Genomic DNA, 11,554 nt, shown 5'->3' with positions numbered 1-11,554 from the left:
GTATAAATACTCCATAAACCAACCATGCAAATAATAAAGGAGCAAAAAAACCAGCTAAAAAATCTCCCCATTCATTAAGTCCTATAGGATTAACATCACTTTGATTAATCCAAGAATATAGTGCATAAATTACAATCAATAATATCCAAGTAGCTGATATATAGAACATTATCCTAATATCATTCACTCTTAAACATAGTTTTTTAATGATATTTTTTTTATATAAAACTTTTAATTGTAAGAATATTATTAGTACAAATAATCCAAATAAAATTGAGACTCCTAAAAGTTGAAGCATTTTTTATGATTCCTGCTTTTGATTTTGTAATAACTCTTGCATTCTATTCATCAACTTATCTATCACGGTAGTATCTTCTTTTATCTGATTTTCATTTGGATTAGCCAGTATTTTTTCTACAGATTTTAGTGTTGAGTACTGTGCTATCTCTTTATCATCCAACCCTGCATCATTTTTGAGGATTCTTCTGTTTATCGGTATATGTTTTGCCAAAATTGATTTGTATGAGTACTCTTCAAAAAGCTTTTTACTATGAAGATAGTTTCTCCACATAAAAGTTACAAACAGCAGTATAGGCAATAGTAGAGTAAGTTTTGTAACAAATATATTACTAGAGTTGTGTAGTTCGTTTAAGTATGGAATGTACTCCAACAACACAACAAATATACTGATGATAAAAGTTACTATGATGCCTATCTCAAATTTTTTATAGTACTTATCTTTTTCTTTTTCCATAGTGTCGGCTTTGTTTGAAAAGTGTTCTGACATATCATGAACTTCTTTCATGTAGATATTTTTTTCTAACTCTTCTCGGAGTTCTTTAATCTTTGCATACTCTTCGGATAAGTTATCACTCACTTGATTTTTTAAAGAAAGTACCTCTTCTTCAAATTGTTTGCTTATATCATTGATTTTTTTGTCAATTTCATTTTGTTTGTTCAATGCTTCTACATCAAAATCTTTTTTTGTCTTTTCGGTTTCCAAACGAAATGAAGCCATAAGATTTTCGATTTTTAAAGTATTGTTATGAAAATTATTTGTTAATTGTTCTTTCAGTAGTTCAGATTGTTTCTTGGCGTGTTCATCGATTTTTAAAATGTTTTTATTGAGCTGTTCATTGATTTTTTCTACGCCTAGTTTAGACTCTACTTCATCGAGTTTAGATTCTATGTTTTGAAATTGGGCTTTATGAAAGCTTTCTAAAATCTCAACTTTATCCGACTCTTCTAGCCACTCAAGAAGTCCATATTTTTTGGTGCCTTCTTTGTAAAAGAGTAGTTGCTTTGTTTTATAAGAAGCATTGGAGTTTATACATTTTCGCTCAATTAAATTTCTAACGATATGTTGAGGGTCTTCTTTTTTGGCACCAAATGAATAAAGCTCATTTTTTACAATATACTCATAGATTAATGCAATATCTGTTGGTTTACCAAAATGATTTAAAGTATCAACTACTACATCGTGAATAGCTTTAGTCACCTTGTGGCCCTCTGGAAGCAATATTTATTTGCCTCACTTGCTTTCATGGAGTTCCTTAATGGTTTTTATATACTTTTCGGTTTCTTTTACATGCTCTTCAGTGGCTAGGCCAAGATATATTAATTTTAGAAGTTCTGGTTTGGAGGATTCCCAGTTTTTAAGGGTCTTGGGGTCTACGTTGATGCGATTAGCTAATTCTTTTTTGGTCATAGTCTCACTTTCATATAGGTATTGCTTGACAAAAAGGAAAATATTTACTAAAATTTCTAAAAAAAAGGAATAATTACCATTTTTAAAATACAACATATCGAGATAATGAAAAACGACGTATACGTAGAATTTGCAAGTGGCGATTCAGTGTACCTCTCTTTTTCCAAAACAAAAAAATTATTAAGTGTTCAAAAACCAAGCCAATTAAGCTATGTCTGTTGTGACAGCAAAAGAAGCAACCACTTTCTTAACGAGCTTTTAAATCGTTACAAAATAGAAAAAGATATGTTAGTTTTAAGAACCTGAACATTATCACAAAAAAAACATTAAACCCCTCTTTTTTGCCATCAACCGGCTAGTTGGTAAAGGTGTTTAAACTTTTTTGCTGTATATTTATTGGTCTTCATATTCAGTACAAATTCCTGCATTTTTTTGTCTTCTTTCATATTCCGTGTCAACGGCGCATAGAGAAGATAGAAGAGTACTCAAATGACTTTTCTGATGCCGAAGAGTTTTACCATGACTCAAAAAGCTTTGATGTCACCATGATGCAGTTTGTTGTCATGGGTGAAACCATTAATCGAATGGACGAAAATTTCAAAAAATCACAAAATCAAATACCTTGCAAAAGATAAAAGACTTTAGAAATATTATTGCTCATGATTATTTTGGTATAGATTCCGAAGAGATTTGGGGTATCATCAATGAAAAATTATTACCACTTAAAAAAGAGATTTTGAAAATTTTAGATTTACATAAATAAAGTTTCAGAGTTGGACCTCCTGCTGTGTGTGGCGTTTTTGAGTGTGTGCTCTTTTGGATAAAGATGTGTGTTTTTGCGAAAATAGACGATGCTGATAAGCTTTTGAAGGTTTATGAAAAGCTGTCTCATGATGCCTTTATGATACTTGGTATTTGGGATTCAAAAAAAGTTAGACTTTTTCTTTTTCTTTGGACTTCGTGTGAAAAAAAAGATATTTTCATTGAATTTTAATCATACTTCAATCCCCACTAGGCTAAGATAATATTTTAATTTGTCAAAAACAGGACAGAGTAGTATGTATACGATTCAAAATGAGATTATGACGGTTTCTTATGCTGGTACCATGCAAGAGCAAAAAGTGACCATGTTGGTCAATACAATCATCAGTGCCAGAGAAAGCATTAAAAATCGCCATGTTAAAGGGGTGGTTCTGAGCTTAAAAAGCGCTATGTACGATGCCAAGTCCTTGAAATTTTTAATCACGCGCCTTGAGAGTATTCCCAAGCTTCTTGAAGTCCCTGTTGCTTTGACGGATTATTCGGCGAGAACTTACGAAGCCCTTAAGGTGATGACCAGCGGTACGCCCGTAAAGCTTTGCAAAACAGTTCAGGCGGCACGTTTGTTTTTTGCCCCTAAGACCTTAAAAAAAGACCTCAATATTCTTGTGTTTGATGAAGATGAATCCAACATGGATAAAATCTGCATGATGCTTGTGCGCCAAGGTTACAGTGTGCATCGTGCGACAGATGAGTCTGATTTTAAGCGTCGCATGGAAAATGGCTACGATATTGCCATTACACAATGCCACCTAAATTCAGCAGCAACCAAGCCTGTGACAAGTGCACTTCCTCTTTCAAAAGTGCTGGTAGCGAATCTCCCTGTTTTTATGGATACGGCCGTAGAGACATTAGTTTCTTATACGGGCATGGAAGCCAAAAAGACCTCACACCAAATTAAGCCTTTTACCACAAAAATAGAAGGTGATGTTGTCACGGCAGTGATGCACTTCAAAGGAGATATTCAAGGCCATTTTGTACTACTTTTCCCTCGCCCACTAGCGGTGTATGCATTGGAGGCGATGCTGGGCGAGGAAGTTTTGGTGACGGACAATGAGGCCATTATGGACGGTGTGGGCGAGCTGTGCAATATCATTACAGGAAGTGCCAAATCCAAACTTTCCAAAATTAACGTTCGTGTTATTTTTGATCTCCCTAAAACCTACACTACTGTAAGCGCCCTAACTGCAGCCATTGGGCAAGAAAATGGAATTTGGATTGATATGCAACTTGATGGCAATCCTTTTTACATGTTTATCACAAAATAACCTTTTAAACGTTCTAAATATCCAATAAAACTATTATTTTATACATTTTTACGTATAAAAACTACGTTGTAAGTTATAAAAAGATTATTATAGTGTATTTTTAACTCATAAAAATAGAACTTTGGGGTAAGAAAGCTTTACATGTAAAGAGGAAGGGCGGCGGAGGTTGCCGCCCTTGTTAACTCAGGCTTTTTTCCACAAGCGTGGGCCAGACTGGTGGATGGAATTTCCCTGCGAATCCACACCGACAGTTACTGGCATGTCTTCGATTTCAAATTCATATACCGCTTCCATGCCCATTTCTGGGAAGGCAACCGTACGTGCGCCTTTGATGGATTTGGCAATCAAATACGCCGCGCCACCGGTGGCGATGAGGTAAATACTCCCGTATTCTTTAATAAGATCGACCGTGGCTTGACCGCGTTCTGCTTTGCCAATCATGCCCAAAATCCCAGTTTCTAGAATGTCTTTGGAGAATTTGTCCATGCGTGTAGAGGTGGTTGGGCCTGCTGGTCCGACAACTTCATCGCGCACGGGATCTACTGGCCCCACGTAGTAAATCATGCGATTTTTCAAATCAAGCCCTTCAGGAAGCCCCTCGCCTGATTTCATCAAGTCAATGATTTTTTTGTGCGCTGCGTCACGTGCGGTGAGGATTTTGCCACTAATGAGTAAAGTGTCACCCGATTTAAATTGTGCGAGGTCAGCTTTGGTTAGTTCGTTAATGTTAACTTTTTTCAACCCATCAGTAGGAAGTTTAATGTCGGGCCATAAGTCTAAAGAGGGCGGTACGAATTCTGCGACACCTGAGCCATCAAGGGTGAAGTGGATGTGGCGAGTTGCAGCACAGTTGGGGATGATGGCCACAGGCAAGGAAGCCGCGTGGGTGGGGTAATCTTTGATTTTGACATCAAGAATGGTGTTCATGCCACCAAGGCCTTGGGCGCCGATGCCAAGGTTGTTGATTTTTTCAAACAAGCTTAAGCGTTTTTCTTCGAGATGGTTTTGGGCACCTCTGGCTTTGAGTTCATAAATATCTACCGGTTCCATGAGAGCCTCTTTGGCCAAAATCATGGCTTTTTCAGGGCTACCGCCGATGCCAATGCCAATAATGCCTGGAGGACACCAGCCCGCACCCATTCCTTCGACTTGCTTCACTACCCAAGCTTCAAGGTCATCACTTGGGTTCAAAACACCAAATTTGGCTTTGTTTTCGCTACCGCCACCTTTGGCTGCTACGGTAATCTCAAGGGTGTCGGAGAGGTCAGTTTCGATGTGAATCACCGCAGGGGTGTTGTCTTTGGTGTTGGCGCGTTTTCCTGCAGGGTCTGCTAGTACGGAGTAGCGCAAAGTGTTATCTGGATGCGTATAGGCTTTGGCGACGCCTTCGTTGAGTACGTCTTGCAGTGGGCGCTTGAGCTCAAGCTTTGCGTTAAGGCCGAGTTTGACAAACATGGTGACCATGCCCGTATCTTGACAGATGGGGCGTTTGCCAATGGCGCACATTTTGGAGTTGATGAGGATTTGTCCAATTGCATTTTTAGCCGCAGGTGAAGGCTCGTTTTCATAGGCTGTTACCATGCCTTTGACAAAGTCAGCAGGATGGTAGTAGGAGATGTACTGAAGCGCGTCTTGAACGCTTTGAATAATGTGTTCTTCGGTAATGGTGCTCATGAAATTCCTTGCATAAGTTTGGGTTGCGTTAGCAACGTGGGGTTGGCAACAAAAGGCACAAAAATGCTTACATGTAAGCCCTTTACATGTAAGGCAGATGAGGGTATTTTACCATGAGTTGGGGGATAAATTTTGGATTTTAGAGAATTAAAGCATTGCAAAGCCGATAAGGCTTAGCGCCATTACCAACATTCCCAAAACAATCCCTACGATTGTAGTGTGTGCGTTGCCATAAACCCTAGCCGAGGGCAAGAGCTCGTCAAAAGAGATGTAAATCATCATGCCTGCAACAAAACCAAACGTAATGCCAAGGGTCAATTCACCCATGAGGGGCGCGAGCAAAAAATACCCAATCAAAGCGCCCAAAGGCTCCGCAAGGCCAGAAGCAAAAGCGTACCAAAAGGCAGTGCGCCGTTTTCCAGTTGCATGGTAGATGGGGAGAGAAACCGCCATGCCCTCAGGAATGTTGTGGATAGCGATGGCAAGGGCAATGGGAACACCAAGAGCAAGGCTATCAAGAGCAGAAACAAAGGTAGCAAACCCTTCAGGAAAGTTGTGGATAGCAATGGCAATGGCCGTAAAAACCCCTGTGCGTTTGAGCACGGCGGTGTTGCTTTTGAGGGTGCGGATTTCATTTTTGGTTTTAAATTCGTGGGGGTTGACGTCTTCTGGGATGAAATGGTCGATTAAAAAGGCAAGGGCGATACCGCCAAAAAAGCAGAGCAACCCCAAGGTTTGGCCACCAAGTATTCCATAAACGGCTGCAAATTCGTGTTGTGATTTTGGAAGGATTTCAACAAAGGAGATGTAAATCATCACGCCTGCTGAAAACCCCATGCCAATGGAGAGAAAGCGTGTGTCGCCGGGCTTGGTAAAAAAAGCAAGTCCTGCGCCGATGCCTGTGGAAAGTCCAGCAAAAAGGGTGAGTAAAAAGGCAGGGCCGTAGGTCGCCAACAAAAAACAATCCTTACATGTAAAGGTGAGTGGGGGCAAAAAGCCCCCTGATTTAAAACATTAAGCTACCGAGGCGTTAAGCATCCAGATTTCTTTTTCAAGTTCAGCAATTTCACCTTCAGCTAAAGCCACAGTGGTGCTGTCGCCCTGACCATCGGCTGCTGCGGCAAGTTCTTGAAATTTGGCCTTGAGGTAGCCAAGGTCTTTGATGATACTCCCAAGAACCGTTCTAGCATCAAAGCTTTCACCTTTTTCTTCTTCGATAGCAGTAAGTGCCGCTAGAGCACCCGCAGTAAGTACGGCCTTGCCACCAAGTTGAATGGCGCGCTCCGCGGTTGCATCGTAGAGTTCAGACATCTTGTCATACAGCTCTTCGGTTTTGTTATGGATGGCGTAAAAATACATCCCTTTTACGTTCCAGTGGTAGTTGTGGAGCTTCACGTATAGGGCGTGAGCGTCCGCTTGAATTTGGTTTAGCAATGTAATGGTAGTGTTCATGAGTAACTCCTCTTTTTTAAGTTTTGATACCGTTATTATAGATAAATAATCTTAAAAGAAAATAATTATCCTTTAATAATAACCATTTTAACCTAGGAAACGAATTTTGCTAACTCCAAATTCAACTTTTCTGTCATGGAGTGTAGGTGGTTGGATGCTTGGGTGACCTCTTGGACACTGTTGACGTTGCTTTGAGTGAGGGTGTTGATGGCGTCAATCTCTTGGACCATGAACCCAACTTTCTTGGATGTACCGATGTAGTCTTGAATGGTTTTTGACGTGTCGCTGATGGCAGATTCAATCACTGAAGCAATGTGCGTCATGTCTCCTTGGAGCTCTTTGGAGCTTGCGGCAAGAGCGTGAATCTCTTGGGTGTTGTTGTTGATTTGGGTGCTTGTGTCTGTGATGGATTGTACAACAACACTGATGGTCGCATCAATTTGAGACAAGGAACTTTGGGTGCGTTCGGCCAGTTTTCGCACTTCATCGGCAACTACGGCAAACCCTCTCCCGTGTTCTCCTGCGCGCGCGGCTTCGATGGCGGCATTAAGGGCCAAAAGGTTGGTCTGGTCGGCGATGTCTTTGATGATGTCAAGCACGTGTTTGACTTCTTGGGCGTTTTGGCTTACGCTTGAGAGCTTTTGAGAGAGTTCTTCTTCGTTAGCCGCTGTTGTTTGCATGGTGGCTTCGAGGTTGCCTACTTTGGTGCGCACGGTGCTTAAACTGCTAAAGGTGTTGGCCAACTCTTTTTCAGAACGGCTTGCTTTTTCAACAGACTCCGTAAGATAGGCTTCAAGCCCTTTGCCCTCTTTTTGGGTTGCGTTGACGATGCGGGATTGTTGGTTGGCTTGGTCTTCCACCTTTCCTGCTGTTTGGCTTAACTCTTCGCTAATGGCCGAGTTTTCTGCGCTGATGGATTTTGAGATTTTGACAATCTGATGAATCTTGTCTATGAACGCATTAATATCCCTGGCAACATGTCCAAATTCGTCATTGCGTGAAGCATCAAGCCGTCCGCGCAAATCCCCCTCATTGCTAGCAAGGGCTTTGACATGGCTTGCAAGCCCATCAAGTGGGCGCAAGAGTTGCCGTACGCCTACGATGCTTGCACCGATTGCCACAAGGGTTAATAATATGCCCAAAATAACAAGACTACGAGATTGGGCAGCCAAGAAACCATAAGCCACGTGTTCGGGCAGTGTTAGCGAAAGAGTCCAGCCTGTTTGCGCAGAAGTCGTAAAGGATTTGAACATCTTTTCGCCCTTATCTTCGTAAAATGTAATCCCTTCTTTGGTGCCTCGTAAGTTAGCGTAGAGGGATTTAAGGGGTTCGTTGAGGGTTGCTATGTCTTTTCCGCGGTGCTCAGGGTCGCTAATGAGCACGCCTACACCATCCATAATAGAAACATAGCCCGCATCAAGGCGTTGGGATTCAATCATTTGCATGAGTTGATCAAGGGTGATGTCAAGACCAAAGACACCTAAAACAGTGTTGCCTTGCATGATGGGCGCCATAACCGTCACGATGGGTGCTCCTGTGGTGGCGTCCATGTAAGTGTCTGTTAAGCCTGCTTTTTTCTCTTCGAGGGCTTGTTTGTACCAAGGGCGCCCTCTGGGGTCATAGCTAGCAGGAAGGGTGGCCCTACTGCCAAGATACATAGCTCCTTCGCGCGTTCCCACATAGCTATCTGAAGCGCCTGTTTGGGCAGTAAGTGCTTCAAGGCGTCGGTAGATTTCTTCTGAATCTAGGGTTTCAATATCTGAAAAAGCTTCGGCTGCCCCTTGGGCTGCCCGTTTTTTGTCGATGGCCCATAGGTCTAAAAACTGGGCAAAGGAACGGGTAATGACAAGGGTGTTGGTTTCAAACTGGGCCAATGAGTTGGTTTTGGTATCTTGGTAGCTAAACGCCCCAAAAAGCAAAAAGCCCACCGTCATAAATACAGAGACAAAAAGCGCTATTTTTTGCTTAAATGTCATGGTAGCTCCTTTGTGAAATGGTCTATAAAAGCATTATAGTGTAAAAATATTATAGGGAAGTAATAAAATATAACCAAAAAACTCAGGATAAAAAATCATGTTTCTAGGGGAAGCAAGACACCTTTACATGTAAGGCATTTATACCAATGGGTTTTGCGCACTATACGGTTGTGACGAATGGCTGAGAGAAGGTGCTTTTTGCCACAATCACACGTGTAGGCATGCCGTGTTAGGCGCGTGCGTTTCGTTCTTAGAAGCGGGTAGCTGGGGCGTTTTTTGGAAGGGATTTTCCCCCCTTCAAGATGCTCAAGTGTGGCTTTCCACTCTTTGCCATGGGGCTTTGCCCTGCGACCGTAGCGCTCCATGACAAGCGCATGGGCAAGTTCATGGGGAATAACATCTTCAAGATAGGTTTGGCCGTAGTGTTCGCACAGTTCACAGTGGAGGCGGATGCGGTAATGGCCCCGTTTTTCTTGACGGCACTGGCCAATGGTACTGTGGCCTTTGAGGTCAAAGGCGAGGGTGAGAGTAAGGGTGGACGCGCCACTGGCACGTGCAACATAGCGGGCTAAGGTCTCGTGGGCAAGGGTGTGAAAATCCATGGGGGAAGTATAGCCAAAACAGCCGCGCTTACATAAGAGAATGGGGCGGTTTTTGTGTTACAATTTTGGCAAAAAAAGAGGTCCCAATGGAATACAGCTACGACCAACGTCCCTACGTGAAAGATGCCCCTGAAAATCAAAAAGGCCCCGCTACGGCTGTGTATGCTTTGTATGCGGCTTCGTTTTTTGTGGGAATTACAGCGCTTATTGGGGTGATTATTGCCCATGTAAAAAAAGGCGATGCGCGCGGAACGTGGTTGGAGAGCCATTACGGGTGGCAAATCCGTAGCTTTTGGTGGTTTGTGTTTTGGAGTGTTTTGGGGGTTGTGTTGGTGTTTATCGTGGTGGGGTATGCGGTTATATTTGGCGCGTTGGTGTGGTTTGTGTACCGCATCGCCAAAGGCTGGCTGAGGCTTTTGGAGGGAAGGGAGATGTAGCCTCCCCCTTTGTGTACATTTTAACAGAGAAAAAGACGGCTTACATGTAAGGCTATTTTTTGCTCACTTTTTCTTTTAAGGCTTCTAGCTTCTCGTAATTCTCTTTTGCACTTTCTATCGCTTCTTCAAACGCAAAACCTTGCATGATGATTTTATACAAATTGGGTTTTTCCTTGCGCCAGTTGCGGATAGTTGCTGTTGAGACACCCAAATAACCAGCCATATCTCTTTGAGTCATTTTGTAAAGCCTTTTTATTTACAAAATTAACAGACCCGCTCTAATACTCTAACACATCAATATTTAGCTACTTTAATCAAAATATCGCTAAATATTTGCTACTATTCCCATCTGTAGCAAATATTTATCTCAAAAACTTAAAAAAGAGCAAAATAATGACCACATTACCACTCTATGAAAAAATAAAACAGATATTTTTAGGTTCAGAATTTTCAAGTCTTGAGGGGGAATTTCTCACGGGTAAAATCTTTGAAGCCATCGAAAAACTCGATAAATCTTTCATTGCTATTTTGCTTCAAAACCAAACAACAAAAGAGCATTTTTTTGAAGTTATCGAGGATGCTTACATCCTCAACCAAAATAAACTCTATGAATTTTTCAATGCTAAAGAGTATTTTGATAACTCATTTACAAGCTATACCAATAAAATAGGACTTATCAAAAAAGATAGTTTCATCAAAAAATTTGATGATGTTGTTCTTGCTTTTCCTTACAAAGACTGCATTTTAGAAGGTGGCATGAGCAATGAAGATGTTGCCAAAAAAGAGGTATTTTACAATGCCATCATTAGCAAAGAGGAGATAGACAGACTCTTTGAACCAAAAGTGCTAACCAACATCAAAAAATTTGACAAAGTGGGGCAAAGTAGCCCTAGTGAAATTTCGATGGACGACAACCTCATCCTAAAAGGGAACAATCTTCTCGCTTTGCACAGTTTAAAGCAACGATATACAGGACAAATCAAGCTAATTTACATCGACCCACCGTACAACACGGGCAATGATGGATTTAAATACAACGACCGTTTTAATCACTCCACTTGGCTAACTTTTATGAAAAATCGTTTGGAAGTGGCAAGAGAGTTATTGAAAGATGATGGCGTAATTTTTGTGAGTATAGATGACAATGAACAAGCCTATTTAAAGGTCTTGATGGATGAAATTTTTGGAAGAGAAAATTTCATAGCAAATTTTGTTTGGAAAAAGAGAAGTGGAACAAATGACTCTGTTAATTTTTCATCCATAGATCATGAATATGTTCTTGCTTATTCTTCTAGCAGTAAATTCAAATTCATTGGTGTTAAAAAACATTTTTCTAACTATAAAAATCCTGATAATGATATTAGAGGTGCATGGACAAGCGGTGATTTAACATGTAATAAAACAGCAGTTGAAAGACCAAATTTATATTACGATATTACTGATCCAAAAACTAATTTAGTCTATAAATGTAACCCAAATAGAGTTTGGCGAACAATAGAGTCAAAAATGTTAGAACTTATAAAGAAAGATAAAATTATATTTCCAAAAGATGGAATTGGTACGCCTCAATATAAAAGACATCTTGAGGAAGTTAAATCTGATTTTAAACCAGTTTCTA

The 11,554-nt window shown here is 40.9% G+C and carries 13 protein-coding genes; 4 read left to right on the top strand and 9 right to left on the bottom strand.

The features are described 5' to 3' along the window. The 3 genes from JWV37_RS12105 to JWV37_RS12095 form a co-directional block, all read right to left on the bottom strand. Positions 1-298 (bottom strand): hypothetical protein (locus JWV37_RS12105; RefSeq protein WP_205460085.1); only part of this gene is annotated, 298 nt, incomplete at its 3' end. A gap of 3 nt (positions 299-301) precedes the next feature. After that, positions 302-1,498, bottom strand: a complete 1,197-nt coding sequence (locus JWV37_RS12100) for a hypothetical protein (RefSeq protein ID WP_205460084.1) — start codon at positions 1,496-1,498, stop codon at positions 302-304. A 33-nt stretch (positions 1,499-1,531) separates the two neighbouring features. Further along, the gene (locus JWV37_RS12095) at positions 1,532-1,708 is read right to left on the bottom strand and encodes a hypothetical protein (protein WP_205460083.1); all 177 of its coding nucleotides are present in this window, start codon (positions 1,706-1,708) and stop codon (positions 1,532-1,534) included. A gap of 604 nt (positions 1,709-2,312) precedes the next feature. On the opposite strand from JWV37_RS12095, the gene JWV37_RS12090 reads away from it, so the two are divergent. Beyond that, positions 2,313-2,471, top strand: coding sequence for a HepT-like ribonuclease domain-containing protein (locus JWV37_RS12090; protein ID WP_369407685.1), 159 nt, complete (start codon positions 2,313-2,315; stop codon positions 2,469-2,471). 295 nt (positions 2,472-2,766) lie between these two features. Beyond that, positions 2,767-3,795, top strand: coding sequence for a chemotaxis protein CheX (locus JWV37_RS12085; RefSeq protein WP_205460081.1), 1,029 nt, complete (start codon positions 2,767-2,769; stop codon positions 3,793-3,795). A gap of 183 nt (positions 3,796-3,978) precedes the next feature. Here the strand turns inward: JWV37_RS12085 and JWV37_RS12080 are convergent, their stop codons facing one another. The 5 genes from JWV37_RS12080 to JWV37_RS12060 form a co-directional block, all read right to left on the bottom strand. Continuing rightward, a complete protein-coding gene (locus JWV37_RS12080) occupies positions 3,979-5,469 on the bottom strand; it encodes a fumarate hydratase (protein ID WP_205460080.1) in 1,491 nt (496 codons plus the stop codon). Between the two features lie 147 nt (positions 5,470-5,616). Beyond that, entirely contained in the window at positions 5,617-6,462 is an 846-nt protein-coding gene (gene zupT / locus JWV37_RS12075; protein WP_371829338.1) for a zinc transporter ZupT, read from the bottom strand. Between the two features lie 21 nt (positions 6,463-6,483). Further along, positions 6,484-6,921 (bottom strand): Dps family protein, encoded by a 438-nt coding sequence (locus JWV37_RS12070; RefSeq protein WP_205460079.1) that lies wholly within the window; start codon positions 6,919-6,921, stop codon positions 6,484-6,486. A 92-nt stretch (positions 6,922-7,013) separates the two neighbouring features. Further along, positions 7,014-8,897: a methyl-accepting chemotaxis protein gene (locus JWV37_RS12065; RefSeq protein ID WP_205460078.1), complete on the bottom strand. Its 1,884-nt coding sequence runs from the start codon at positions 8,895-8,897 to the stop codon at positions 7,014-7,016. 95 nt (positions 8,898-8,992) lie between these two features. Further along, positions 8,993-9,499 (bottom strand): SprT family zinc-dependent metalloprotease, encoded by a 507-nt coding sequence (locus tag JWV37_RS12060; protein WP_205460077.1) that lies wholly within the window; start codon positions 9,497-9,499, stop codon positions 8,993-8,995. 86 nt (positions 9,500-9,585) lie between these two features. Between JWV37_RS12060 and JWV37_RS12055 the strand changes: the two genes are divergently transcribed. After that, positions 9,586-9,936 (top strand): DUF4870 family protein, encoded by a 351-nt coding sequence (locus tag JWV37_RS12055; protein ID WP_205460076.1) that lies wholly within the window; start codon positions 9,586-9,588, stop codon positions 9,934-9,936. A gap of 52 nt (positions 9,937-9,988) precedes the next feature. Here the strand turns inward: JWV37_RS12055 and JWV37_RS12050 are convergent, their stop codons facing one another. Then, positions 9,989-10,174, bottom strand: coding sequence for a helix-turn-helix domain-containing protein (locus tag JWV37_RS12050; protein WP_205460075.1), 186 nt, complete (start codon positions 10,172-10,174; stop codon positions 9,989-9,991). Positions 10,175-10,329: 155 nt separating this feature from the next. Here JWV37_RS12050 and JWV37_RS12045 point away from each other — a divergent pair. Then, on the top strand, positions 10,330-11,554 hold a 1,225-nt coding region (locus JWV37_RS12045; RefSeq protein WP_205460074.1), incomplete at its 3' end, for a site-specific DNA-methyltransferase.

Source organism: Sulfurospirillum tamanense (assembly GCF_016937535.1).
GTDB lineage: Bacteria > Campylobacterota > Campylobacteria > Campylobacterales > Campylobacteraceae > Sulfurospirillum_B > Sulfurospirillum_B tamanense.
This window is presented reverse-complemented; position numbering and strand designations above follow the sequence as displayed.

Coding starts and splice junctions, on each gene's coding strand:
- JWV37_RS12095 (WP_205460083.1), bottom strand. CDS start 1,708: ATGACCAAAAAAGAATTAGCTAATCGCATCAACGTAGACCCCAAGACC.
- JWV37_RS12085 (WP_205460081.1), top strand. CDS start 2,767: ATGTATACGATTCAAAATGAGATTATGACGGTTTCTTATGCTGGTACC.
- JWV37_RS12080 (WP_205460080.1), bottom strand. CDS start 5,469: ATGAGCACCATTACCGAAGAACACATTATTCAAAGCGTTCAAGACGCG.
- JWV37_RS12070 (WP_205460079.1), bottom strand. CDS start 6,921: ATGAACACTACCATTACATTGCTAAACCAAATTCAAGCGGACGCTCAC.
- JWV37_RS12065 (WP_205460078.1), bottom strand. CDS start 8,897: ATGACATTTAAGCAAAAAATAGCGCTTTTTGTCTCTGTATTTATGACG.
- JWV37_RS12060 (WP_205460077.1), bottom strand. CDS start 9,499: ATGGATTTTCACACCCTTGCCCACGAGACCTTAGCCCGCTATGTTGCA.
- JWV37_RS12055 (WP_205460076.1), top strand. CDS start 9,586: ATGGAATACAGCTACGACCAACGTCCCTACGTGAAAGATGCCCCTGAA.
- JWV37_RS12050 (WP_205460075.1), bottom strand. CDS start 10,174: ATGACTCAAAGAGATATGGCTGGTTATTTGGGTGTCTCAACAGCAACT.